Raw genomic sequence first — 24,948 nt, 5'->3', positions numbered from 1 at the left:
TTCAGAAGGTTCCCCTTCCGCAATGGTCTGAGTAAGAACAGAGTAGTCGGCCTGGCCGACGCCCGTTTCCGGAGAAAGAAAACGCATGTCTGACGATCGCGAACCTATCGGACGTAAAGGAAAGCAGCCAAAACCCCCGCGAAGTACGGCGGGACGGGGCCGCCGCAGGGAGGATGAGGATGACTACGATCGGGATGATGAACAGGAAGAGGAGGTAACACCGGTGCCACGCAAAGGAAAAGGCAAGGGATCGACGCCGCGCAAACGGCGCGGCTGGTTCTGGCTGTTAGTCAAGCTGCTGGTGATTTTTGCGGTGCTGATGGCGATCTACGGCGTTTACCTGGATTCGCAGATCCGCAGCCGTATTGACGGCAAAGTCTGGCAGCTGCCGGCGACGGTGTATGGCCGCATGGTCAGCCTTGAGCCGGGCATGTCGTACAACAAGAAAGAGATGATTGCGCTGCTGGAAGGCACGCAGTATCGCGAAGTGACGCGCATGACCCGGCCCGGGGAGTTCACCGTGCAGGGCAACAGCATTGAGATGATCCGCCGCCCGTTTGATTTCCCCGACAGCAAAGAGGGGCAGATCCGCGCGCGGCTGACCTTCAGCGGTGACCAGCTCAGCGATATCAAGAACCTCGACAGCGGCCGCAGCTTCGGCTTCTTCCGCCTTGACCCGCGGCTGATCACCATGCTGCAGTCGCCGAACGGCGAGCAGCGCCTGTTTGTGCCGCGTGCCGGTTTCCCGGACCTGCTGGTCGATACCCTGGTGGCCACCGAAGATCGCCACTTCTACCAGCATGACGGTATCAGCTTCTACTCGATTGGCCGTGCGTTCCTTGCCAATATCACCGCCGGTCGTGCGGTGCAGGGCGGCAGTACGCTGACTCAGCAGCTGGTGAAGAACCTGTTCCTGACCAACGAGCGTTCGCTGTGGCGTAAGGCCAATGAAGCCTATATGGCGCTGATTATGGACGCGCGCTACAGCAAAGACCGTATTCTGGAGCTCTACCTGAACGAGGTGTATCTCGGCCAGGCCGGTAACGATCAGATCCGCGGCTTCCCGCTGGCCAGCCTCTACTACTTTGGCCGCCCGGTGGATGAGCTGAGCCTCGATCAGCAGGCGCTGCTGGTCGGCATGGTGAAAGGCGCGTCGCTGTATAACCCGTGGCGTAACCCGAAACTGGCGCTGGAACGCCGTAATCTGGTGCTGCGCCTGCTGCAGCAGCAGAAGGTGATTGACCAGGAGCTGTACGATATGCTGAGCGCGCGTCCGCTGGGCGTGCAGCCGAAAGGCGGCGTGATCACGCCACAGCCGGCCTTTATGCAGATGGTGCGTAACGAACTGCAGGCGAAGCTGGGCGATAAGGTGAAAGATCTCTCCGGGGTGAAAATCTTCACCACGCTGGATTCCGTGTCGCAGGATGCGGCGGAAAAAGCGGTGGAAGAGGGGATCCCGGCCCTGCGTAAGCAGCGCGGCCTGAACGATCTGGAAACCGCGATGGTGGTGGTCGATCGCTTTAGCGGCGAAGTACGGGCGATGGTCGGCGGTGCCGATCCGCAGTTTGCCGGCTACAACCGTGCGCTGCAGGCGCGCCGTTCCATCGGATCGCTGGCGAAACCGGCCACCTATCTGACCGCGCTGAGCCAGCCTGATGCCTATCGTCTGAACAGCTGGATTGCCGATAACCCGATCGCCCTGAAGCAGCCGAATGGCCAGGTGTGGAAACCGCAGAACGATGACCGCCGCTTTAGCGGCCAGGTGATGCTGGTGGATGCGCTGACCAACTCAATGAACGTGCCGACCGTTAACCTCGGTATGACGCTGGGGCTGCCGCAGGTGGTGGACACCTGGACCCGGCTCGGCGTGCCTGCCGATCAGCTGAAGCCAGTACCGGCGATGCTGCTCGGTGCGCTGAACCTGACGCCGATTGAAGTGGCGCAGGCGTTCCAGACCATCGCCAGCGGCGGCAGCCGTGCGCCGCTGTCGGCGGTGCGTTCGGTGATTGCCGAAGATGGTAGCGTGCTGTTCCAGAGCTTCCCGCAGGCGGAACGTGCGGTGCCGGCGCAGGCCGCCTACCTGACGCTGTACACGCTGCAGCAGGTGGCCGATCACGGTACCGCGCGGGCGCTGGGGGCGAAATTCCCGAAAGCCACGCTGGCCGGTAAGACCGGTACCACCAATGACCTGATTGACAGCTGGTTCGCCGGTATTGACGGTAAAGAGGTGGCGATCACCTGGATCGGCCGTGATAACAACCAGCCGACCAAGCTGTACGGGGCCAGCGGTGCGATGCAGCTCTACCGCCGCTATCTGGAGAACCAGGCGCCGCTGCCGCTGCAGCTGACGCCGCCGGAGGATATCGCGCCGATGAGCGTCGATTCGGCCGGCAGCTTCGTCTGCGACAGCGCCAGCAGCAGCTGGCGCAGGCTGCCGGTGTGGACCACGGATGCCCAGGCGCTGTGCCAGCAGCAGCAGCAGGTTCAGCAGCAGCAGATGCTGCAGCAGCAAACCCCGCCGCAGACGCAGCAGGGCCAGCAGGGGCAGCCGCAGCAGAACCAGCAACAGAACGAGCAGAAAGACAGTGACGGTGTGGCGGGCTGGATTAAGGATATGTTCGGCCAGTAATCCAGCGTTAACGCGCGTTATCTGCATGAAAAAAAAGCCTGCCACGTGCAGGCTTTTTTTTATGTCACTGAGAAGTATTTATTAGCGCTTCATGTTACTTGAAGCCTTAAAGCTCTTTGATTTCAAATGCTTTTTTATGGGATTTGGTTCCAGAAGGATCCGGTAAATTGATCTGGCTCGCATTTTATCCATGCCTTATGGGTAAGTATGGACGCGCAATCAATCATACAGGGATCTTATTATGAAACATCAGTACAGGATGAGTGTGCTATTGCTGAGCAGTGTTCTGCTGTCCCCACTGGCTGCGCAGGCCGACCAGATGACCGAGCTGTTAGGGCAGCCGCCTGGCGTGCCGTTGCATGCCCCGGACGGATCGGTAAACAGCCAGTACTATCTGCCCTCACCGCCGGATAAAGGAAGCGCGGACTACAAAGAGGATGAGGCTGCCTACCTGAAGGGCTATGCCATGAAAGGTTCGCCGCGCTGGCAGCAGGCCACCACCGATGCCGATCTGCACATTGCTAACGTCGCGCAGATTTTCTCGCAGGTGCTGGGCACGCCGATTGACCAGAAACAGACCCCGGCGACCTGGACGCTGCTCGGCAATCTGCTGGTCGCGGGCGCGGTGGATGCCCCGGCCGCGGCCAAGGAGCACTATATGCGCGTTCGGCCCTTTGTGGTGTTTGGTCATCACACCTGTCAGTCGGTGAGCGATGAAGAAGAGCTGCGTAAAAACGGCTCCTATCCCTCCGGGCACACCACCTTTGGTACGCTGACCGCGCTGGTGCTGGCACAGATTCGCCCCGATCGTGCCCAGGAGCTGGCAAAGCGCGCCTGGGATTATGGCCAGAGCCGGGTGATCTGCGGTGCGCACTGGCAGAGTGACGTTAACGCCGGCCGTTACGTGGGCGCGGTGGAATTTGCCCGTCTGCAAACCCTACCGGCCTTTCAGCAGGCGCTGAAGCAGGCGAGTGCTGAACTGAAACCGACGGCCACACAGTAACAAATCCTTAACAGGGGAGCGCCTGCTCCCCTGTACCCGCTGTGCTGAATTCCGCGCCAGCGCTCTTTTGATCCCCTTCCCGCTGTAATCACATTGCTACTTTGCTAACCCGAAACCGAAGGGCATTTATTAAGGGACAAACTGCTATGTCGATGACCAGAGAAACACCCGTAGATTACCGAACAGCCTCCCCTCATCGCGCCGCCGTATCATGCTGTACGCCGCGGACGCGATCGCTGCCGCGTTGTCTGCAGGCTCTGCTGCAGGGGCTGATCCCGCTGTCACTGCTGCTGGCGGGCGGTGCTGTACGGGCAGACGAGGCCACGATGACCGTTACCGCACCTGAGCCGGTAAAAGAGGATGCCTGGGGTTCAGCGGCCACCATCGCCGCGAAGCGCAGCGTGTCCGGCAGTAAAACCGCAACTGAGATCAAAAAAATCCCCCAGTCGCTGTCGGTAGTGACCCGGCAGGAGCTGGATACCCGCCAGCCGCAGTCGGTGAAGGAGGCGCTGGGCTATACGGCGGGGGTGATGGTGGATTCCACCGGGCCTTCCGCCTTTTACGACAATCTTAAAGTGCGCGGATTCGGCGAGTGGAACCTTGACGAGTATATGGATGGCCTGCGGCTGCAGGGCAACAACTATGCGCAGCCCTCCGTTGACCCTTATCTGCTGGAGCGCATTGAAGTGCTGCGCGGCCCCTCATCGGTGCTGTACGGCAGAAGCAACCCGGGCGGGGTGGTGTCACTGTTCAGCAAGCAGCCGACGGGGAAGCGCCTGCGTGAAATCCAGTTTAAGGCGGGAACCCGCAACCTGTGGCAGACCGGCTTTGATTTCGGCGATGTGCTGAATGACGATGCCCGCTACAGCTGGCGGCTGACCGGCGTGGCGCGAAGCGGCGACACCCAGGCGCAGGGGCCGAAAGAGAAGCGCTATAGCATCGCGCCATCGTTCCGCTGGCAGCCGGATGAACATACCTCGCTGACGCTGCTGACCAGCTTCCAGCACGATCCCGACGTCGGTTTCTGGGGCTGGCTGCCGCGTCAGGGTACGGTGGTGCCCTTTACCGGCAGGGACGGCAAACAGCACAAGCTGCCGACCAACTTTATGGACGGGGAAAAGAGTACCCGCCTGAAACGCAGCCAGAATCTGGTCGGCTACCGCTTCAGCCACGATCTGAACGATAACTGGCAGGTGCGGCAGAACCTGCGCTATATGCACCTGGACTCCCATTACTTTGGCATTAACGGCAACGGGTACAAGTCTCCGCAGACGCTGATGCGTGCTTCGGCGAAGGATGACGAACGGCTGTCGAATATGGATGTGGACACGCAGCTGGAAGGCAGCCTGTCATCCGGCCCGGTGGATCACCGCCTGCTGTTTGGCGTTGACTATGTGCATATGCGCGATGATATGAGCGGGTGGTACGGTGGGGCAGAGTCGATTGATATGCTGGCTCCCCATTACGGTAATGACAAGGTCACAGCCGCACTTTACGGCTGGCAGAATCAGTTGATCAAGCAGCAGCAGACCGGCCTTTATACTCAGGATCAGGCGCAGTGGAAACGGTGGCTGTTAACGCTGGGCGGGCGTTACGACTGGGCGATGACCTCTTCGTATGACAAGGATGCCAGGAAAACCACCCGCAAAAACGATGCGCAGTTTACCTGGCGCGGTGGGTTGAACTATCTGTTTAACAACGGGGTGACGCCCTATTTCGGTTACAGTGAATCCTTTGAGCCGACCAGCGGTACCGATTTCGACAAGCGTGCCTTTGTGCCCTCCAGGGGGAAGCAGTATGAGGTCGGGGTGAAATACCTGCCTTCCGATCGGCCGGTGTCGGTGACCGCTGCGCTTTTTCAACTGACGCGCAGCCACAATCTGATGTCAGATCCGAACCATTTCAGATACCAAATCCAGACCGGCAAACTGCGCTCACGCGGCGTTGAGCTGGAAGCGAAGGGCGCGCTCAATGCCAATATCAATGCCACAGCCGCCTATACCTATACGGATATGCGCTATTCCCGTGACCTCGGCAAGAATGCCGATAAGCGGCCGGCGCAGGTGCCCAAAAATATGGCATCAGCGTGGCTGGATTACACGTTCCATGAAACGGCACTGAGCGGCCTGAAGCTGGGCAGCGGGGTGCGCTACGTCGGCAGCGCCTGGGGCAACAGCCGCAACGATTTTAAAACCACCGGCTTCACGGTGGTGGATGCTCTGATGAGCTACGATCTTGCGCGGTTTAACCTGCCCGGTTCATCGCTGGCGCTGAACGTGCAGAACCTGTTTGACCGCCACTATGTTGCCAGCTGCGGCTCAGACAACATGTGCTTCTGGGGTAACGATCGCCGTATTATTGCCACCGCTACCTTCCAGTTCTAATCGAATCATTTAGTTAGCGCCAGACCCCAGGGAATCCCTTATCTGACAAGGCTTAGCGCCGTGTTGGTAAGGGGTTTTTTCTTGCAGAAATGAACCCCTTTCGCATATTATCCAATCGTTATAATAATTATTATCGTTTCGTTTTACATTCACCCGGTTGACTTTATCCTTGTCAGAGAACATCAGATGGCGACTATGCGCAGCAAACTTTCCAGTACCCGAACCGTTAACACCCGCAAGCGTCAGCTGGCGGTCTTTGTTGCCCTTTCCCTGAGCGGAATCGGCAGCAGCGTGGCGGCAGAAGAACAGACTCTGACCGTTAGCGCACAGGCGAACGGCGAAGCGCAGGAAAGCGCATGGGGCCCGGCCGCGACCATCGCTGCCAGACAGAGCGCCACCGGCAGCAAAACCGATACCGCCATTGAGAAGACCCCGCAGTCGGTGTCGATCGTTACCCGCCAGGAGATTGAACTGCGCCAGCCGCAGTCGGTGAAAGAGGCGCTGGGCTATACGCCAGGCGTGATGGTCGGCAACCGTGGTTCATCCAACGTGATTGATGCGCTGGCGATCCGTGGGTTTAGTGAGACGAATACGAATCAGTATCTTGACGGCTTACGTTTGTCATCCGACTACTATTCAGAATTCGCCATAGATCCTTACTTCCTCGAGCGTGTGGAGCTTCTGCGTGGCCCGGCCTCTGTGCTGTACGGCAAAAGCAGCCCGGGCGGCGTGGTGGCGATGGTCAGCAAGCGTCCGACCACCGAAACGCTGCGTGAAGTGCAGTTCCAGATGGGCACGCACAATCTCTACTCCACCGGATTTGACTTTGGCGGTGCGCTGGATGACAGCAACGAATTTTCTTATCGCCTGACCGGGCTGGCGCGCAGTGCCGATACGCAGCAGGTCAAAAGTAAAGAGAAGCGCTACACCATCGCACCATCGTTCAGCTGGCAGCCCAATGCCGATACTCACTTCACCTTCCTGAGCTACTTCCAGAACGAACCGGAAACCGGCTATTACGGCTGGCTGCCGCGTGAAGGAACGGTCGTTCCGCTGACAGACGCAGCAGGCAGTCAGCATAAGTTGCCAACTAACTTTGATGATGGTGAAGCCAACTATAACGGTATCGCCCGCAAGCAGCAGATGGTCGGCTACAGCCTCGATCATAAGTTTGATGAGACCTGGTCGTTCCATCAGAACCTGCGCCTGGCGAAGGTCAACACTGATTACCGTAGTATCTATGGTGTAGGGCTGATAGCGGGCACCACAACACTTAACCGCTCGATTGCGCTGTCTCAGGAAGAGATGACCAATTTTGCAGTGGATACGCAGGCACAGGCAAAATTCGCCACTGGCGATGTTGACCATACGTTGCTGCTCGGTGTGGATTTCCAGCGTAACCGCAATGATGTAAACGCTAAATTCGGTTACGGCCTGGCCGCGCCGCTGGATCTGCTGAACCCGCAGTATGGCAATGAAAGCTACACCACCAACTACCCCAATAATGCGGTGAATAAACAGCAGCAGACCGGTTTGTACGCGCAGGATCAGCTGGAGTGGAACCGCTGGGTGCTGACGCTGGGCGGCCGTTACGACTACGCGATGACCTCAGTCTATAATCGCATCGCCGCCAGCGGGGTTGATCCGCTGGATAAACGTAACGATCAGGCATTCACCTGGCGCGGTGGTATTAACTACGTCTTTGATAACGGTATTGCACCTTACTTCAGCTACAGCGAATCCTTTATCCCGACGGCGGGTAAATCCGGTGACGGCAAGGCGTTTGCACCTTCACGCGCAAAACAGTATGAGGGTGGGATTAAGTTTGTGCCTAAAGACCGCCCGGTTGTGCTGACGGCGGCGCTGTATGAACTGACCAAAAGTAAGAACCTGACTACCGATCCGAACAATATTTTCGCCAGTATTCAGACCGGTGAGATTCGCTCGCGCGGCGTGGAGCTGGAAGCCAAAGCAGCGGTTAATCTGAACATCAATCTGATGGCGTCTTACACCTATACCGATGCGAAATATACCGATGATACCAACCTGCAGGGGCAACATCCGGTGCAGGTACCGCGTCAGATGGCTTCGTTGTGGGCTGACTATACCTTCACTGAAACGGCACTCAGTGGCCTCACCGTGGGTGCAGGTGCCCGGTATGTTGGGGAAAGTGTTGGTCGTTACACCACGGGTAGCCAGTACAACCGTGAGTTCACCGTTGCACCGTACACCACGGTAGATGCAACGGTGAAATACGATCTGGCTCGCTTTGGCCTGCCAGGCTCGTCTGTCGGTGTTAACGTCAGCAATCTGCTTGACCGCGAATACGTTGCCAGCTGCTACCAGGACTATGCCTGCTACTGGGGCGCGGAGCGCAGCATCACCGGTACCGCCACCTTCCGTTTTTAATCGTTAACCGGGCGCGGCATCAGGCCGCGCCCGCCAAATCAGAAGAACGCTATGTCATCTCAGCCTGCTACAGACAGTACCTTCACGCTTGATAACGTCTCTTTTACCGTCCCTGGCAGAACGCTGCTGCATCCGCTGTCGCTGACCTTTCCGGCGGGAAAGGTGTGTGGACTGATCGGTCATAACGGCTCCGGCAAATCCACCCTGCTGAAAATGCTCGGCCGCCACCATGCGGCCAGCGACGGGCGGGTGCTGCTCAATGACCAGCCGGTTGACGGCTGGCAGAGCAAGGCGTTTGCCCGCCAGGTGGCCTATCTGCCGCAGCAGCTGCCGGCCGCCGAGGGGATGACGGTACGCGAGCTGGTGGCGATCGGCCGCTACCCGTGGCACGGTGCGCTGGGGCGTTACGGCGTGGAAGACCGCGAGCGGGTGGACGAGGCGATTGCGCTGGTGGGCCTGAAACCCTTTGCCCAGCGGCTGGTGGACAGCCTCTCCGGCGGCGAGCGGCAGCGCGCCTGGATCGCGATGCTGGTGGCGCAGAACAGCCGCTGCCTGCTGCTGGATGAGCCGACCTCGGCGCTGGATATCGCCCACCAGGTGGACGTGCTGGCGCTGATCCAGCGGCTCAGCCACCAGCGCGGCCTGACGGTAATTGCGGTGCTGCACGATATCAATATGGCGGCACGCTACTGCGATCATCTGGTGGCGCTGCGCGGCGGTGAGATGATTGCCCAGGGCGCGCCGGAAGCCATTATGCGCGGCGACGTGCTGGAGAAAATTTACGGCATTCCGATGGGGATTTTACCGCACCCGCAGGGCGGTGCCCCGGTGAGTTTTGTCTACTGAGGATGAGTGCTGTGAACCCGCAATTAACCCGACGCCGCCTGCTGGCGGCACTGGCCTGTTCGCCGCTGCTGATGAAATTTGCACTTGCGGCGGAACCTCAGGTGGATGCTCACCGCGTGATTGCCATTGAGTGGCTGCCGCTGGAGCTGTTGCTTGCGCTGGGCGTGATGCCGATCGGTGCCGCCGAGCTGCACGGTTACCGGGACTGGGTCGGTGAACCCAAACTGCCGCCGGACGTGGTGGACGTGGGCCTGCGTACCGAACCCAACCTTGAACTGATCACCCAGATGAAACCTTCGCTGATTATCTATTCGGAAGGCTACGGCCCGGCACCGACCGGTTTCCAGCGCATCGCGCCGTGGATGGGCTTCAGCTTTAACGACGGAAAGGGCAAACCGCTCAGCAACGCCCGCCGCTCGCTGGTGACGCTGGCGCAACGCATCGGCCGCGAGGCGCAGGCGCAGGCTCATCTCAGCGAGCTGGCGGCGCTGCTGGCGGCCGCGAAGGTGCGGCTGCACGCGCGCGCGCGTCGTCCGCTGCTGCTGATGTCGATCCTCGATACCCGTCACGCTATCGTGTTTACCGCCAACGGCCTGTTCCAGGAGGTGCTGGACGAGCTGGGGCTGCAGAACGCCTGGCAGGGCGAGAGCTCCTTCTGGGGCAGCGCGGTGATCGGCATTGAACGGCTGGCGGCGTTCCGCGACGTTGACGTGATCTGCTACGGCCACGGCAATACCACCATCGAGCAGCAGGTGTTTGCCACGCCGCTGTGGCAGTCGTTCGCGTTTGTCCGCGAAGGGCGGTTCAAAACGATGCCGCGCGTCTGGTTCTACGGCGCGACGCTGTCGGCCATGCAGCTGGTGTACAGCCTTGAACACGCGCTGGAGGCAGCATGATCGAACGGAGTCGTTTAGCGGTGCTGCTACCGGTGGCGCTGTTGCTGATGGCGCTGACGCTGACGTGGGTCAACCTCGGTCATCAGCTGCCCGCCGCGCAGTGGCTGACCGCGCTGGCCGCGCCGGACAGCGGCAGCATTGCGCAGATGGTGTTTCACTACAGCCTGCTGCCGCGGCTGTCGCTGTCGCTGCTGGTCGGGGCCGGGCTGGGCCTGGTCGGCCTGCTGTTCCAGCAGGTGCTGCGTAACCCGCTGGCCGAACCGGCCACGCTGGGGGTGGCCAGCGGCGCACAGCTGGGCATCACCATCGTCACGCTGTGGAGCCTGCCGGGCGGTCTGCTGACCCAGCAGCTGGCGGCGCTGATCGGCGCGGTGGTGGTGGGGATGGTGGTGTTTGGCGTGGCGTGGGGTAAACGCATGTCGCCGGTGACGCTGATCCTTGCCGGGCTGGTGGTGTCGCTGTACTGCGGTGCCGCCAACCAGATCTTCGCCATCTTCAACCATGACCAGCTGCAGAATATGTTCCTGTGGAGCACCGGTTCGCTGAACCAGATGGACTGGAGCAACGTTGAGTTTATCTGGCCGCGCCTGCTGGCGGGCGCGCTGCTGGTGCTGCTGTTGCTGCGGCCGATGACGCTGATGGGGCTGGATGACGGCGTGGCGAAAAACCTCGGGCTGGCGATCTCGTTTGCCAGGATCGGCGTGCTGACGCTGGCGATCCTGCTCAGCGCCTCGCTGGTTAACGCCGCCGGGATTATCGGCTTTATCGGCCTGTTTGCACCGCTGCTGGCGAAGATGATCGGCGTGCGCCGCCTCGGCAGCCGTCTGCTGGTGGCACCGCTGCTCGGCGCGCTGCTGCTGTGGCTGGCCGATCAGGGCGTGCTGTGGCTGGCCAGCCTGCTCGGTGAGATCTCCACCGGCACGGTGACGGCGGTGATTGGCGCGCCGCTGCTGCTGTGGCTGCTGCCGCGCCTGCGCACCGGCCCGGTGCCGCCGGCCCTGAACGCCGGTGACGTGGTGCCGGTGGAACGCCAGCGCATCTGGCTGTGGGCGCTGCTGGGCGGCGGCGTGCTGCTGCTGATGATTGCGGTGGCGCTGAGCTTTGGGCGCAACGCCGGGGGCTGGGTGTGGGCCAGCGGCGAGCTGTGGCAGCAGCTGCAGCCGTGGCGTATGCCGCGCACCGTTGCCGCGCTGGCTACCGGGATGATGCTCGGGGTGGCGGGCTGCGTGATGCAGCGGCTGACCGGCAACCCGATGGCCAGCCCGGAAGTGCTGGGCATCAGCTCCGGTGCGGCGTTTGGCGTGGTGATTATGCTGTTTATCGTGCCCGGTGACGCTTACGGCTGGCTGCTGCCGGCGGCCAGCCTCGGTGCGCTGCTGACGCTGCTGATTATTCTCTTTGCGGCCGGGCGGGGCGGGTTTTCGCCGGAACGGATGCTGCTGGCCGGGGTGGGGCTGAGTACCGCCTTCGCCACGGTGACCATGCTGCTGCTGGCCAGCGGCGATCCGCGTATGGGCAGCCTGCTGAGCTGGATGTCCGGTTCGACCTACAACGTGGATGCCCTGCAGGCCAGACGTACGCTGGTTATTGCGCTGGTACTTCTGGCGCTGGTGCCGCTGTGCCGCCGCTGGCTGACCATTCTGCCGCTGGGCGGGGCCACCTCGCGGGCGGTGGGCATGGCGCTGACGCCCACGCGGCTGGCGCTGCTGCTGCTGGCGGCGACGCTGACCGCCGCCGCGACGCTGACCATCGGCCCGCTGAGCTTTGTCGGCCTGATGGCACCGCATATTGCGCGCATGCTTGGCTTCCGCAGGACGCTGCCGCAGCAGGTGATGGCGGGGCTGTTGGGCGGCGGGTTGATGCTGGCGGCGGACTGGTGCGGACGGATGCTGGCCTTCCCGGATCAGATCCCGGCCGGTCTGCTGGCGACCTTTATCGGTGCGCCGTACTTTGTTTATCTGCTGCGAAGAAGCTGAGGTGTCATCTGCAGGTCGCCTGTTGGCTTGGGGGGCTGGCTCAGGGAGCCTGTACACTGCGCAAAGACGCAAAAAACGTCATCCATGACAGCTCAGCGCGGGCCCTCCCTGGCCCGCGATGCTTTGCTCCGTGTACAGGCTCCCATCGCTTCACGTTCAGAGTTGCCTGCTGGTCGCCTGTTAACTGGGGGGCCAGCTCAGGGAGCCTGTACACTGCGCAAAGACGCAAAAAACGTCATCCATGACAGCTCAGCGCGGGCCCTCCCTGGCCCGCGATGCTTTGCTCCGTGTACAGGCTCCCATCGCTTCACGTTCAGAGTTGCCTGCTGGTCGCCTGTTAACTGGGGGGCCAGCTCAGGGAGCCTGTACACTGCGCAAAGACGCAAAAAACGTCATCCCTGACAGCTCAGCACGGGCCATCCCTGGCCCGCGATGCTTTGCTCCGTGTACAGGCTCCCATCGCTTGACTTTCTGAGTCGCCTGCAGGAAGAACGCTGCGCACGGCTCCCGTCGCTTTTCGTTATCTGCAGGTGTCATCATCTGTGTTTCGGTGATCGACGGGCTCAGGCAGCGACGCCAGAAAGTTCGGGCAATCGGGTCTGTCCGGATAAGCGGACCGTCAGCGCCCAGGGATGGGCGCTGCCGAGCGCACACGGACGTGTTCATAGCGTGTCCGCGTTCCGGACAGACCCGATACGCCGGGCATCGGAGTCCACAGCGACTTCAGCAGGCGACACAGACCCGATACCTCGGGCACCCGGGCCTTCTGCGATTTTATTACAGCTGCGCGAAGCTGCGGCGGGCGGCGTCTACCGTGCGCTGGATGTCGTCGTGGCTGTGCGCCAGCGACATAAAGCCGGCCTCATAGGCGGACGGTGCAAGGTAGATACCTTCTTCCAGCATCAGGTGGAAGAAACGCTTAAAGCGTTCCACGTCGCACTTTGTCACGTCGGCGTAGCTGGTGACCGTCTCCGCGTCGGTGAAGAACAGGCCAAACATGCCGCCGACGTGGTTAACCACCAGCGGGATGTTTTCTTCCTGTGCCGCCGCCAGCAGGCCTTCTGCCAGCAGGGTGGTTAGTTCGGTCAGGGTCTGGTGGCTGCCGGGTTTGGCGATTTCGCTCAGGCAGGCGAAGCCGGCCGCCATGGCGATCGGGTTACCGGACAGCGTACCGGCCTGGTAGACCGGTCCGGTCGGTGCCAGCGCGTTCATCACCTCGCGGCGGCCGCCGAAGGCTCCCACCGGCATGCCGCCGCCGATGATTTTACCCAGGCAGGTCAGGTCCGGTTTCACGCCGTAGTGTGCCTGAGCACCGGCCAGCGCCACGCGGAAGCCGGTCATCACTTCGTCGATGATCAGCAGCGCGCCAAACTCGTCGCACAGCGCGCGCAGGCCCGGCAGGAAGTCCGGCAGCGGCGGGATGCAGTTCATATTACCGGCCACCGGCTCAACGATGATGCAGGCGATCTCCTGCGGGTACTGTTCAAAGGCCGCACGGACGCTGGTCAGATCGTTATAGGTGCAGGTCAGAGTGTGCTTAGCGAAATCCGCCGGTACGCCCGGAGAGTTGGGCTGGCCGAGGGTCAGCGCGCCGGAGCCGGCTTTCACCAGCAGACAGTCGGCGTGGCCGTGGTAGCAGCCTTCGAATTTGATAATTTTGTCGCGACCGGTAAAGCCGCGCGCCAGGCGAATGGCGCTCATGGTGGCTTCGGTGCCGGAGTTGACCATCCGCACCATGTCCATTGTCGGCACCAGTTCGGTGACCAGCGCGGCCATTTTTACTTCCATCTCGGTCGGCGCGCCGAAGCTCAGGCCGCGTTCGGCCGCTTCAATCACCGCGTTGCGGATCGCCGGGTGGTTGTGGCCCAGCACCATCGGCCCCCAGGAACCGACGTAGTCAACGTAGGCTTTGCCGTCCGCATCATACAGGTAAGCGCCGTTGGCACGCTCGATAAACAGCGGCACGCCGCCAACGCCGGTAAAGGCTCGCACCGGCGAATTTACGCCACCGGGAATTAACTGCTGCGCCTGAGCGTACAGGTTTTCAGACTTACTCATGTGACGGCTCCTGATCATTCATAAAAAAACCCGGCTATTCTAAGGGAACATGGCAGCGATTCCAAAGGCCGTGGCTTACGCATCGCCTTAACTGCCCGGGATTGCGTGCGTTTACAGCGCCAAAGCGCCTGGTCGTGGTGGCATTGATCGCTACCACCGCACAGGCGGGTACAGCCTGCGCTTGCTTGCGATACCTGGGTATAAGATAATAGCGCAAACAATGGTCGAATAATGACCTGGCAGGCATCTGGCCTGCATGCACAGTGGAGTATTTCTGATGAGCGATGAAGTAGCACTGCCTCTGCAATTTACCGAAGCAGCGGCCAGCAAGGTCAAAAACCTGATTTCGGATGAAGACAATCCGGATCTGAAACTGCGCGTTTATATCACCGGTGGCGGTTGCAGCGGTTTCCAGTACGGGTTTACCTTTGACGACAAAATTAACGATGGCGACATGACCATTGAGAAAGCGGGCGTGGCGCTGGTGGTGGATCCGATGAGCCTGCAGTATCTGGTGGGCGGTTCGGTGGACTACACCGAGGGGCTGGAAGGGTCACGCTTTGTGGTCACTAACCCGAATGCTAAAACCACCTGCGGCTGTGGTTCTTCCTTCAGTATCTGATGTGACATAACCCGGCAGCTCCGCTGCCGGGTCTGTTCACTACCATTCGACGGTCACTAATCTCTGTTCATCCTGCGACGCCGTAGCCGGCTCCGTCACCGTCTGGGTGACTTTCGGCTGCGCGTCACTCTGCTGACCACAGGCGATATCCGGGTTTACGGCGCTGTTGAGCCTCTTCCCGTCCACGCTGCAACGCGTGGTAATCGTTAGCGTTACGCTGACGCTGCCTTCCGTGGTGGCGGCACCGGCATATCCCGTCATTATCAGCCCGAGGGCCAGATAAGCGGCTTTCATGGTGTTTTCCTGGTGGAACAAAAACGGGCAATTGCCCGGAATGGCCTGGCGATAAACCGCGGCCTGATTTCTTATTAACGGCTTTTTTTGCGGGAGCTTTAATCGCAAAAGTGGCGATTTCAGTGTGCCTGCGTTGTGCCAGCCTGCTGCAGCTGACTGCACAACTGTTGTGCGGCCAGAATAATACGCGGCCCGGCGCGGCTGATCCAGTCATCATTAAGGACAATTACCTTAACGGGCAGCTGCGGTTGCCAGAAGGCGGCCAGCTGTCGTGCGCGGTCTGCATCGCCTGGGGCCACGATAGCCTGTGGCTGACGCGATAAGACCTGCTCGCGGCTGACCTGCGGCCAGGGTACCCGGCTGTCAGCAAAGATATTCTGCCCGCCGCACAGCTGCAGCACTTCATTCTGCAGGGTGTTGCCCGCCGCGGTGAACAGCGGTTTGCTGCCAAACTGCAGAAACACCCGCTGTGGCACGTTCGCCCCATAGCGCTGTTTCAGCGCGCTGAACTGCTGCTGTAACCGCTGTGCCGCCTGCTCAGCCTGCTCAGGGTGCGGGCTGTACGGGGCCAGCTGGCGCAGGCTGGCGGTCAGCTGGCTTACCGAATCCGGGGCCAGCCACAGCACCTGAATGCCCAGCGCCTGCAGCTGGTCCATCTGGCGCTGCGGGGTGCCGCCGCGCCAGGCCACCACCACGTCCGGCTTCAGCCGCAGCAGGCGTTCACTGTTAATCCCCTGCCAGTTCGCCACCCGGACTACCTGCATGGCGGCAGGTGGGAAGTCGGAGTGGTCGCTGACGCCGACCGGCGTGATGCCGGCAGCAAAGGCCAGCTCGGTCAGGTTGGGTGCCAGCGTCACCACCCGTGGCGCGGCGGCCGTGCTGAGGCTGAAAAGGGTCAGCCACAGCAGCAGCGCGGTGCGGTAGTTACGCACGCAGCCGGTTCAGCAGGGCTTCCACCATCAGCGACGACTGCCCGGCGGCCACGCTGAGGAACTCGTCAAAGCTGAGGTGAGATTCCTGGTCGGCAACGTCGGAGATCGCCCGCACCACCACAAAAGGCGTGCCAAACTGATGGCAAACGTGGCCGATCGCGGTGGCTTCCATCTCCACCGCCACCGCCTGTGGGAAGGTATTGCGGATGCGTGCCAGCGGTTCAGCGCCGTTGATAAAGGCGTCACCGCTGACCACCAGGCCACGCACGGCGTTGAGGTTAAGCTCGCTGATGCAGGCTTCAGCGGCGGCGATCAGCGCGTCGTCGGCGATAAAGGCCGGCGGGCAGGCGGCCATCTGGCCCGGCTCATAGCCAAACGCGGTGACGTCGGCATCGTGATAGCGGACCTCGGTCGATACCACGATATCGCCCACCTTCAGCGTCGGCGCCAGGCCACCGGCGGAACCGGTGTTGATCACCACGTCCGGCTTGCACAGCTGCAGCAGCAGGGTGGTGCCCAGCGCGGCCGAGACTTTACCAATGCCGGATTTCAGCAGTGCCACTTCCACGCCATTCAGCGTGCCGGTATAGATTTCACACCCGGCCAGGCTCAGCGTCTGACGGTTTTCGATCCTGTCACGCAGCAGTGTGACTTCCTGTTCCATTGCACCAATAATGCCTGCTTTCATAGGGATACTCGCTATATCTGTGGAATTTGCCGTTGATTTCGGCGCACAGTCTACCACGCTGCCACCGTGGAGATAATCCGTTTGGTAACCCTCCTTGTTACACGCGTGTGGTTACAGGGCTTGTACACCAGGAAAAAGTCAAAGCCGTTTTGGCAATAAGCCGGGTGATGATATTCGGGGGTAGGGCATTTTTTAAGGTGATATTTTATTTCTTTTTAATTATTTTTAAATTTTTTGATTTTTTGATTTTTTTTATTTATCGCATTTTAAGGTGATAATTCTTGTTGGGAAGGCGGTGTAAAGATATTCTCATCCACCATAAATATCGCAACTCAACCCAGGGTTAACTGATTGGCTATTTCACATAAAGATATAAATCATTATTTAATTAGATTTTAAAGTGATTATTTTTATGTATTTCCGAGGGTTGTGCCTGGTATCTGAATTTCACTAATTAACCAGAGTTGTTAGTTGATCTCTATCCAGTGTTGATTGTTTGCGATGTTTTTTCCATCATTTCAAATGATGAATTTATTGTCTACCACCAGAAATAAGGATCTGTTTTTATGAAAAAAATCGCTATTGCAGCATTAATGCCTGCCCTGGTTATGGCCTCTTTTTCCGGCCATGCTGCAGAGAAAAAAGTTACCGTTGATGGCGGGAAAATTAAATTTGAAGGTTCAGTCGTCGCCGCTCCCTGTGCGGTAGATAATACCACCGACGGGCAAACGGTTCGCCTGGGTCAGGTTCCGGCAAACCGCCTTGTTGCTAAGGGTGATGCCAGCGGCTCTGTACCCTTCACCATTAAACTGAGCGGATGTAATTTATCTTCAGCAGAGGAGCCGGAGGAGCCGGTGGATCCGGGCAAAGCAGCCAGCTATACCAGTGCCTCCATCACCTTTAGCGGGGCAACTGCTGGTGACGATACCACCCTCGCTGTTCAGTCCGGTGAGGGAGCTGCAGGTGAAAGCGCCACCAACGTTGGCATTCAGATTTATCAGAACAACAAGGCGGTGAAAGTTGATGGCAGCACCGCGACTGAAGCTCAGAAAATTGTGTCCGGCAGCAATGAGATTCCATTCAGTGCAGCCTATGTAGCTACCGATAAAGATGTTGTTGCCGGTTCAGCTAATGCCATTGTCGATTTTAAGGTGAACTACGAGTAATCGTATTTACCCCTGTCTGTACGGCGCTTAATGCCGTACAGACAGAATATCAGGCTTTATTTAAATTTTTAAGGGAACGATTATGTTTTTACCAAAAAAAATGTTATGTGCAGCGCTGCTGTCCGCCGTCACGCTTATTCCGTTAACGGCCAGCGCCGGAGGAATTACCATCGGTGGTACCCGCGTGGTGTATCCGGCGGGACAAAAGCAGGCCAGCATGTCAGTGCGTAATACCGACGGAAAGGCAAGCTTTATGGTGCAGTCGTGGGTTGAACAGGCGGACGGAAAAAAGAGCCAGGATTTTGTCGTTACCCCGCCAGTTTATGTTAGTGGGCCGGGTAATGAGAACACCCTCCGTATTATGTATGTTGGCCAGCCTGCCAAAACGGATCGGGAAACGCTTTATTACTTTAATACCAAAGCGATTCCTGCAATGGACAAAAAAGAGACCGAAGGTAAAAACATCCTGCTGCTGGCGGCAACCACCCGCATCAAACTTTTTGTGCGTCCGGACGGGCTTCATCCTGCGGTAGATAAGGCTCCCGGCCTGCTGACGTTCCACCGCGCAGGCGCGCAGCTGCGTATTGATAATCCTACTCCCTACCATGTCACGCTGGCCGGCCTGAAGGCGGGCAGCCAGTCATTCGCTGATGCCATGGTAAGCCCACGCGGCACGCTTTCTCTGCCGCTGAATGCTGGAGCAGGTAATGCCGTGACTTACCGCACCATCAATGATTTCGGGGCGGCCACGCCGGAAATTCGCGCAGAGATTAAATAATTCATATCCGGAAGATAATTGACGGCAGTGTCAGGGCTAAGTAATGCAACAACTATTTCAGAAGAATAACCGCCGGGCCGCAGGCAGGGAAGTTACAGCATATCGTTCCCTGTCCGTTGTGGCACTGTTAGTCGGGCTGGCATTGCTGCCGGCGGACGCAGGTGCCGAACTCTATTTTGCTCCACAGCTGATTTCATCCGATCCGGCGATGGTGGCAGATATCACGCGGCTGCAGCAATCCGGCGCACAGCTTGCCGGTCCTTACCAGGTCGATCTGTTTATCAACGGCCGCCAGGCCGGTAACCGCACTGTACTGTTTAACGAGGCGGCAGCCGGTACTGCACAGCAGGAGGTGCACGACAGCACGGGGCTGATGGCCTGCCTGACGCGCAGCGACCTTGAGGAACTGGGAGTGGACGTCCGTCAGATCCCCGCTTCTCCTGACGAAACCCCGCATGCCTGCCTTTCTCCGGGTAAGTTCATTGCCGGGGCGTTTACGGCGTTTGATTTTGAGCATCAGCGGCTTGATGTCAGCGTGCCGCAGGCGGCGATGCGTAACAGCGCCAGGGGATATATCTCACCTGAGCGCTGGGACGAGGGGATCAACGCCGCACTGCTCAACTACAGCTACAGCGGCAGCAACAGTCGCGGACGTTATGGCGACAGCAGAAGCAGCTACCTCAACCTGAACGGCGGGGTCAATATCGGGCCGTGGCGCATACGCGATTACCGTACGTGGAACGAATACCGCAGCGATCGTTACAGCTGGCGTCGCTGGCAGCATCTGAACACCTATGCCCAGCGGGCCATTATCCCCCTGCGCAGCAACTTCACGGCGGGCGACGGCAGTTCAGACGGGGATGTTTTTGACTCGCTGAACTTCAGAGGCGTGCAGCTGGCAACTGATGACAGTATGTACCCTGACAGCCAGCGTGGTTTTGCTCCGGTTATCCGGGGCGTGGCCAGTACCAATGCGAAAGTCAGCATTCGCCAGAATGGTTATACGGTTTACCAGACCTTTGTTTCGCCGGGCGCTTTTGCTATTGACGACCTGTTCCCGGTTTATTCCAGCGGCGACCTGGAGGTCACTGTCACCGAAGCGGACGGTAGCGTCAGAAGTTTAACGGTGCCGTATTCGTCGGTTCCGGTGCTGCAGCGAGAAGGGCGGACAAAGTACAGCCTGACCACCGGGCGTTATCGCGCCTCCGGGGACAACTACCGCCAGCCGGGCTTTATTCAGGGCACGCTGATCCACGGGTTCCCACATAACATCACCGGTTACGGCGGCATACAGTATGCCGGTAACTATCTGGCCGGGCTGCTGGGGATGGGGCTGAACCTTGGAACGCTGGGTGCCGTTTCTGTCGATATTACCCAGGCCAGTAGCACCCTGGCCGACGGCAGTCATCACCGGGGGCAGTCACTGCGTTTCCTGTACGCGCGATCGCTTAACACACTGGGCACTACCTTTCAGCTGACGGGATATCGCTACTCTACCGAGGGCTTCCACACGCTGGATGAAACGGCGCTGAAAGGAATGGAAGGCTGGCGTTATGACACCGATACGGTGGATGCCGACGGCAGGCCGACCAAACGGCCGTATACCGACTACTACAACCTCTACAACACTAAGCGCGCCAAAGTACAGGCCAGCGTCTCCCAGCGGGTGGCCAACCTCGGCTCGCTTTACCTGTCCGGGGTGCGGCAGAGCTACTGGAATACCCGCGGCTACAGCGACTCGTTGCAGGCCGGCTTTAACGGCATGGCTGGCCGGATTAACTACGGGCTGACCTGGAGCTACAGCAGGCAGAGCGGCCAGCCCGCTGCCGATAAATCCGTGTTCCTCTCACTGTCAATGCCGCTGGACACGCTGTTCGGTGGCGGAAGTGAGAACGCACGCTCAATGTATGCCACCTACAGTGCCAGCCGCAACCAGGAGGGTGAGATCTCGCACCAGGCGGGTATCAGCGGTACGGCGCTTGAAGGTGGAAACCTTAGCTGGAGTGCATCACAGGGGCTGACGCGCCGCGAGGGTGACAGCGGCAGCCTGAATGCCAGTTATCGCGGCGGCTATGGCAGCAGCAATCTGGGCTACAGCTACAGCAGTTCTTATCGCCAGACCAGCTATGGTTTCAGCGGCGGCGCGCTGCTGCATGCTGATGGCCTGACGCTGGGTCAGCAGCTGGGGGAAACCAGCGTGCTGATCGCCGCACCGGGCGCAGCCGGTGCCCGAATAGAAAATGAAACCGGCGTGCGCACCGACTGGCGTGGCTACACCCTTAAGCCCTACGCGTCCGTTTACCGTGAAAACCGTGTCGCGCTGGACATCGCCACGCTGGGTGATAACACCGATGTCGATTCGGCCGTTACCCAGGTCGTACCAACGCGGGGCGCGGTGGTCAGGGCCGGGTTTAAGGGATACACCGGCAGCAGGGTGTTGATGACCCTGACGCGGGCGGGCAGGCCGCTGCCGTTTGGCACCATGGTCACCGCCGGCGAGCGCGCCGGCATCGTCGGGGATGACGGGCAGGTTTACCTCTCCGGCATGCCTGAAAAGGGCAGCGTACGTGCCGTATGGGGAGCCGCAGCGGATCAGCAGTGTAGCTTCAGCTACCGGCTGCCGGCAGAGAAAACCACCGCACCGGTCATCAGAATCAGCGCGGCGTGCCGCCCGTAACCGCGGGCTGGCTTGAAAATTAACAGAGACAACACCTTTATTTCAACGGAGACAATTATTATGAAAACCACCACTACTGCACTGACTCTGCTGCTGCTTGGCACTACCGCTGCTGCCCATGCGGCCAGTGATTCAGCCGTTATCACCATTACCGGCCGTGTGCTGGCGAATACCTGCACCATTGCTTCCGGCTCAAAGACGCAGACCATTACGTTGGATGGTGTTGCCGACCGGGATATCAAAGGTAAGGGCACCACCGCGGGTGAGAAGACGATTGAGATTGTGCTGGAAGACTGCGGTTCGACGGCATCCAAAGTGAAAGTCAGCGCTTCGGGCAGCGCTGATGCCGATGATAAAACCTCCTTTGCCAACGCGATAGAGGCAAAGAGTAACGGTGCCATCGGGGTGGGCCTGTACTTTTACCAGGCTAAGGGTGCGAAAAAATTTAATCCTGACGGTTCAGAAACAGAGATAAGTACACTGAAACCCTCCGAGAATAATACACTTGCTTATAAAGCAGAATATGTTGCCACCAAAGACAGTGTTACGGCGGGGGAGTTCAGTACGGTGGTGAATATGAAGTTTGAGTATCAGTAATGGGGTTTATGTGAAGAGATTAATTAACGTTTTGTTATCGGGTCTGTGCCTACTATTTTTGGTGCCCGAAAGTTGCCTGGCGGCGATTGGGGCAGATATTGTTGAAAATGGAAAGCATGCAACAGTATATGCAAGTGGTACTTCCTCATTCGGCAAGCCTGAAGATGAATTTGAGACAGTATGGCTTGTTCATGGGGGGAGAGCACCTTCAATCCCTCTGTCGCGCATTAGAGTTTCAACTAATTGTCAAGTTAAATTTAGAGAGGCTGATAGGTCGGGAACGCATGAAGTCAGCATATCGGCGTTTGATGAAGAAGTGCCGAGAAAAATTTTCATTCCTAAACATGGTTTTATTGACATGATTACCTATGACTGTACGTCTTATCTGTTTAATAAGACTGATGAGGACGTGAATCTTGGTCATTTAAATTTCCTTGTTATTAAGTCGGGTAGGGTTGATTCTTCTGGTAGAGAATTGATGAGTTTTGATATAAAAAAACGTGCAAAGCTATATTCAACATCCTCATGTACATTATCAATCCCTGAACCCGTAGTGAATATTACAGGTAGCGCGCAAAATTTCCAGACGGGACTGAGCAGAAAGATTAAAATTGAATCTTCCTGCAAAGGGCCTTCATCAGCTACTGTATTTCTGAATGGTGAGGGAGTAATCGATTCTGAAGGGTGTATCGCGGTCAACAATACAGCAGATGATACTGATTCACTGAGGATGTGTGCTACCGGTTTTAGTTTCGATGCGACAAAAGGCAAATCGATACAAATGGATAATGACGGGAAAAGCAGCGATGAAATAGAGTTCACCTTATCCTCGCATGACCATCAGCTGCCTGCGCCCGGGGAGTATAAAAGCGTGGTGTATGCGGTGATTTCGCCGAGTTAACCTTCAGCCTGCATTCAGGTGCATGGGCTGATGCGGGCACTGCTGCCTGGAACTGGTGCGGTTACCCATGCGGCCAGTGATTCTGCCGTTATCACCCTTACCGGTCGTGTACTGGCCAGGACCTGCACCATTGCTTCCGGCTCAAAGACGCAGACCATTCCTTTGGATAATGTTGCCGATCGGGATCTCAAAGGTAAGGGCACCACCGCCGGTGAGAAGACCATTGAGATTGTGCTGGAAGAGTGCGGTACGGCGGCGTCCGCAGTGAAGGTCAGCGCTTCGGGCAGCGCGGATGCCGATGATAAAACCGCCTTTGCCAACGGGATTACGGCAAAGAGTGACGGCGCCACCGGGGTGGGCCTGTACTTTTACCAGACTGACCGTACGAAAAAATTTAGTCCTGACGGTTCGGTAACCGAGAAAAGCAAACTGACCCCTTCAGTGAAAAACACTCTCACCTATAAAGCGGCATATGTTGCTACTAAAGACAGCATTACAGCGGGAGAATTCAAGATGGTGGTGAATATGAAATTTTATTTTGAGTGACGGAGTAATATGAAGGTACTAATGAAAGCCACCTTACCATGTCTGATTTTATTTTTTTCGATACCGAAAGCTTGCGCTTTTGCTGATCTCGTCGAGCATGAAAGGCATGCTACTGCATATTCTTATGTTTCTTCATATCATACTGATCCAGTAAGTTATAATGCAGTGTGGATATCTCCTCCGGGGAAAACGCCCTCAATTCCTCTGTCGTCTGTGGGAATTATTAATAATTGCCAGGTTTCTTTTAAAAAAAATGGCGAAGATGATTCTTATACTGTAAATTTATCATCTCGGGATGATGAAGTTTCGGAAAAGGTTTTGATTCCAGAGGGTAGACAATTTAATAACATTGAACTTCTCTGTGTGTCTTATCTATCTAATAAGTCTGATGAGGATGTGGGTTTGACAGGTTCATATATATTTGATGTTAATGTGGCTGTTGACAAAAATTCTGATTCTAGAATATTCAGCCCATACATTATAGAAGGGAAACTATATGCAAAATCCGCATGCACATTATCAATTCCTGAACCCGTGGTGAATATTACTGGCAGCGCGCAGGATTTTCAGTCGGGAGTGAGCAGAAAGGTAAAAATTGACGCTGCATGCAAAGGGCCTTCATCAGCTACGGTATTTCTGAATGGTAATGGAGTAAGCGATTCTGAAGGGTGTATCGCGGTCAAAAATACAGCAGATGATGCTGATTCACTGAGGATGTGCGCAGCCGGTTTCAGTTTTGATGGGGCAAAAGGTAAATCGCTTACGCTGGATAAGGACGGGAAAAGCAGCGACGAGATAGAGTTTAAATTATCCTCCTATAATCATCAGCAGCCCGCGCCCGGAGAGTATAAAAGCGTGGTGTATGCGGTGATTTCGCCGAGTTAAGCTTCAGCCCGCATTCAGGAGCATGGACTGATGAGAGCACTGCTGCTGTCCGGAACTGGTGCGGTTACCCATGCGGCCAGTGATTCTGCCATTATCACCCTTACCGGCCGCGTGCTGGCGAATACCTGCACCATCGCTTCCGGCTCAGAGACGCAGACCATTCAGCTGGCTAATGTTGCCGACCGGGATATCAAAGGTAAGGGCACCACCGCCGGTGAGAAGACCATTGAGATGGTGCCGGAAGAGTGCGGTACGGCGGCGTCCGCAGTGAAGGTCAGCGCCTCGGGCAGCGCGGATGCCGATGATAAAACCGCCTTTGCCAACGGGATTACGGCAAAGAGTGACGGCGCCACCGGGGTGGGCCTGTACTTTTACCAGACTGACGGTACGAAAAAATTCAATCCTGACGGTTCGGTAACCGAGAAAAGCAAACTGACCCCTTCAGAGAATAACACTCTCACCTGTAAAGCGGCATACGTTGCTACTAAAGACAGCATTACGGCGGGAGAATTCAGGACGGTGGTGAATATGAATTTTGAGTATGAGTGAGGGGGTGATAAATCTGATTATTCCTGAGCTGCTATTTAAAAATTGCAAATGGTAATACATGTGTATGAAGTTAAATTTTTTTTCCACAAAATGCGATTTCACAGTAAAGAAT

20 protein-coding genes are annotated in these 24,948 nt (G+C 57.9%); 16 read left to right on the top strand and 4 right to left on the bottom strand.

Annotated features, from left to right (window positions below; all coding sequences use genetic code 11):
- Positions 1-85 precede the first annotated feature (85 nt).
- The 7 genes from mrcB (at position 86) to fhuB (ending at position 12,143) form a co-directional block, all read left to right on the top strand.
- A complete protein-coding gene (gene mrcB, locus GKQ23_RS19625) occupies positions 86-2,629 on the top strand; it encodes a bifunctional glycosyl transferase/transpeptidase (protein WP_212409211.1) in 2,544 nt (847 codons plus the stop codon).
- Between the two features lie 271 nt (positions 2,630-2,900).
- The gene (locus GKQ23_RS19620) at positions 2,901-3,632 is read left to right on the top strand and encodes a phosphatase PAP2 family protein (RefSeq protein ID WP_305827331.1); all 732 of its coding nucleotides are present in this window, start codon (positions 2,901-2,903) and stop codon (positions 3,630-3,632) included.
- Positions 3,633-3,784: 152 nt separating this feature from the next.
- Positions 3,785-6,016: a ferrichrome porin FhuA gene (gene fhuA / locus GKQ23_RS19615; RefSeq protein ID WP_212409210.1), complete on the top strand. Its 2,232-nt coding sequence runs from the start codon at positions 3,785-3,787 to the stop codon at positions 6,014-6,016.
- Positions 6,017-6,202: 186 nt separating this feature from the next.
- Positions 6,203-8,425 (top strand): ferrichrome porin FhuA, encoded by a 2,223-nt coding sequence (fhuA, locus tag GKQ23_RS19610; protein WP_212409209.1) that lies wholly within the window; start codon positions 6,203-6,205, stop codon positions 8,423-8,425.
- A 51-nt stretch (positions 8,426-8,476) separates the two neighbouring features.
- A complete protein-coding gene (fhuC, locus tag GKQ23_RS19605; protein ID WP_212409208.1) occupies positions 8,477-9,271 on the top strand; it encodes a Fe3+-hydroxamate ABC transporter ATP-binding protein FhuC in 795 nt (264 codons plus the stop codon).
- 71 nt (positions 9,272-9,342) lie between these two features.
- Positions 9,343-10,167, top strand: coding sequence for a Fe(3+)-hydroxamate ABC transporter substrate-binding protein FhuD (fhuD, locus tag GKQ23_RS19600; protein ID WP_235514990.1), 825 nt, complete (start codon positions 9,343-9,345; stop codon positions 10,165-10,167).
- Positions 10,167-12,143, top strand: a complete 1,977-nt coding sequence (gene fhuB, locus GKQ23_RS19595) for a Fe(3+)-hydroxamate ABC transporter permease FhuB (protein WP_212411894.1) — start codon at positions 10,167-10,169, stop codon at positions 12,141-12,143. The genes fhuD and fhuB overlap by 1 nt, the downstream gene beginning before the upstream one ends.
- Before the next feature lie 777 nt (positions 12,144-12,920).
- On the opposite strand, the gene hemL is transcribed toward fhuB, so the two are convergent.
- Complete coding sequence (hemL, locus tag GKQ23_RS19590) at positions 12,921-14,201, bottom strand: glutamate-1-semialdehyde 2,1-aminomutase (protein ID WP_212409207.1); 1,281 nt, start codon at positions 14,199-14,201, stop codon at positions 12,921-12,923.
- Between the two features lie 277 nt (positions 14,202-14,478).
- On the opposite strand from hemL, the gene erpA reads away from it, so the two are divergent.
- Positions 14,479-14,823: an iron-sulfur cluster insertion protein ErpA gene (erpA, locus tag GKQ23_RS19585; protein ID WP_056236265.1), complete on the top strand. Its 345-nt coding sequence runs from the start codon at positions 14,479-14,481 to the stop codon at positions 14,821-14,823.
- Positions 14,824-14,862: 39 nt separating this feature from the next.
- Here erpA and GKQ23_RS19580 read toward each other — a convergent pair whose 3' ends face one another.
- From GKQ23_RS19580 to mtnN, 3 genes are all read right to left on the bottom strand, one after another.
- Positions 14,863-15,117: a hypothetical protein gene (locus GKQ23_RS19580; protein WP_212409206.1), complete on the bottom strand. Its 255-nt coding sequence runs from the start codon at positions 15,115-15,117 to the stop codon at positions 14,863-14,865.
- 119 nt (positions 15,118-15,236) lie between these two features.
- The gene (gene btuF / locus GKQ23_RS19575; RefSeq protein WP_212409205.1) at positions 15,237-16,049 is read right to left on the bottom strand and encodes a vitamin B12 ABC transporter substrate-binding protein BtuF; all 813 of its coding nucleotides are present in this window, start codon (positions 16,047-16,049) and stop codon (positions 15,237-15,239) included.
- Positions 16,042-16,737, bottom strand: a complete 696-nt coding sequence (mtnN, locus tag GKQ23_RS19570; RefSeq protein ID WP_056236274.1) for a 5'-methylthioadenosine/S-adenosylhomocysteine nucleosidase — start codon at positions 16,735-16,737, stop codon at positions 16,042-16,044. Before mtnN ends, btuF begins: the two co-directional genes overlap by 8 nt.
- A gap of 566 nt (positions 16,738-17,303) precedes the next feature.
- Here mtnN and GKQ23_RS19565 point away from each other — a divergent pair.
- The 8 genes from GKQ23_RS19565 to GKQ23_RS19530 all read left to right on the top strand — a co-directional run bounded on the left by GKQ23_RS19565 (position 17,304) and on the right by GKQ23_RS19530 (position 24,836).
- Entirely contained in the window at positions 17,304-17,903 is a 600-nt protein-coding gene (locus GKQ23_RS19565; protein WP_212409204.1) for a fimbrial protein, read from the top strand.
- An 82-nt stretch (positions 17,904-17,985) separates the two neighbouring features.
- Positions 17,986-18,681 (top strand): fimbria/pilus periplasmic chaperone, encoded by a 696-nt coding sequence (locus GKQ23_RS19560; protein ID WP_212409203.1) that lies wholly within the window; start codon positions 17,986-17,988, stop codon positions 18,679-18,681.
- A gap of 43 nt (positions 18,682-18,724) precedes the next feature.
- Positions 18,725-21,358, top strand: coding sequence for a fimbrial biogenesis usher protein (locus GKQ23_RS19555; protein ID WP_212409202.1), 2,634 nt, complete (start codon positions 18,725-18,727; stop codon positions 21,356-21,358).
- Positions 21,359-21,418: 60 nt separating this feature from the next.
- A complete protein-coding gene (locus tag GKQ23_RS19550) occupies positions 21,419-21,955 on the top strand; it encodes a fimbrial protein (protein WP_212409201.1) in 537 nt (178 codons plus the stop codon).
- 10 nt (positions 21,956-21,965) lie between these two features.
- Positions 21,966-22,856 carry a hypothetical protein gene (locus GKQ23_RS19545; RefSeq protein WP_212409200.1) on the top strand — a complete coding sequence of 297 codons (891 nt, stop codon included), beginning with the start codon at positions 21,966-21,968 and terminating at the stop codon, positions 22,854-22,856.
- A gap of 30 nt (positions 22,857-22,886) precedes the next feature.
- A complete protein-coding gene (locus GKQ23_RS19540; RefSeq protein ID WP_212409199.1) occupies positions 22,887-23,402 on the top strand; it encodes a fimbrial protein in 516 nt (171 codons plus the stop codon).
- A gap of 21 nt (positions 23,403-23,423) precedes the next feature.
- The gene (locus GKQ23_RS19535; RefSeq protein WP_212409198.1) at positions 23,424-24,287 is read left to right on the top strand and encodes a hypothetical protein; all 864 of its coding nucleotides are present in this window, start codon (positions 23,424-23,426) and stop codon (positions 24,285-24,287) included.
- 30 nt (positions 24,288-24,317) lie between these two features.
- Entirely contained in the window at positions 24,318-24,836 is a 519-nt protein-coding gene (locus tag GKQ23_RS19530; protein ID WP_212409197.1) for a fimbrial protein, read from the top strand.
- Positions 24,837-24,948: the final 112 nt, after the last annotated feature.

This window comes from Erwinia sp. E602 (assembly GCF_018141005.1).
Classification (GTDB): domain Bacteria; phylum Pseudomonadota; class Gammaproteobacteria; order Enterobacterales; family Enterobacteriaceae; genus Erwinia.
Note: the sequence above shows the minus strand (reverse complement) of the source record. Positions and strands in the feature narration are given on the sequence as shown.

What these genes read in the sequence shown, in the direction of transcription:
- mrcB (WP_212409211.1), top strand. Translation starts at nt 86, where the DNA reads ATGTCTGACGATCGCGAACCTATCGGACGTAAAGGAAAGCAGCCAAAA.
- fhuA (WP_212409210.1), top strand. Translation starts at nt 3,785, where the DNA reads ATGACCAGAGAAACACCCGTAGATTACCGAACAGCCTCCCCTCATCGC.
- fhuA (WP_212409209.1), top strand. Translation starts at nt 6,203, where the DNA reads ATGGCGACTATGCGCAGCAAACTTTCCAGTACCCGAACCGTTAACACC.
- fhuC (WP_212409208.1), top strand. Translation starts at nt 8,477, where the DNA reads ATGTCATCTCAGCCTGCTACAGACAGTACCTTCACGCTTGATAACGTC.
- fhuD (WP_235514990.1), top strand. Translation starts at nt 9,343, where the DNA reads ATGAAATTTGCACTTGCGGCGGAACCTCAGGTGGATGCTCACCGCGTG.
- hemL (WP_212409207.1), bottom strand. Translation starts at nt 14,201, where the DNA reads ATGAGTAAGTCTGAAAACCTGTACGCTCAGGCGCAGCAGTTAATTCCC.
- erpA (WP_056236265.1), top strand. Translation starts at nt 14,479, where the DNA reads ATGAGCGATGAAGTAGCACTGCCTCTGCAATTTACCGAAGCAGCGGCC.
- GKQ23_RS19580 (WP_212409206.1), bottom strand. Translation starts at nt 15,117, where the DNA reads ATGAAAGCCGCTTATCTGGCCCTCGGGCTGATAATGACGGGATATGCC.
- mtnN (WP_056236274.1), bottom strand. Translation starts at nt 16,737, where the DNA reads ATGAAAGCAGGCATTATTGGTGCAATGGAACAGGAAGTCACACTGCTG.
- GKQ23_RS19565 (WP_212409204.1), top strand. Translation starts at nt 17,304, where the DNA reads ATGAAAAAAATCGCTATTGCAGCATTAATGCCTGCCCTGGTTATGGCC.
- GKQ23_RS19560 (WP_212409203.1), top strand. Translation starts at nt 17,986, where the DNA reads ATGTTTTTACCAAAAAAAATGTTATGTGCAGCGCTGCTGTCCGCCGTC.
- GKQ23_RS19555 (WP_212409202.1), top strand. Translation starts at nt 18,725, where the DNA reads ATGCAACAACTATTTCAGAAGAATAACCGCCGGGCCGCAGGCAGGGAA.
- GKQ23_RS19550 (WP_212409201.1), top strand. Translation starts at nt 21,419, where the DNA reads ATGAAAACCACCACTACTGCACTGACTCTGCTGCTGCTTGGCACTACC.
- GKQ23_RS19540 (WP_212409199.1), top strand. Translation starts at nt 22,887, where the DNA reads ATGCGGGCACTGCTGCCTGGAACTGGTGCGGTTACCCATGCGGCCAGT.
- GKQ23_RS19535 (WP_212409198.1), top strand. Translation starts at nt 23,424, where the DNA reads ATGAAAGCCACCTTACCATGTCTGATTTTATTTTTTTCGATACCGAAA.
- GKQ23_RS19530 (WP_212409197.1), top strand. Translation starts at nt 24,318, where the DNA reads ATGAGAGCACTGCTGCTGTCCGGAACTGGTGCGGTTACCCATGCGGCC.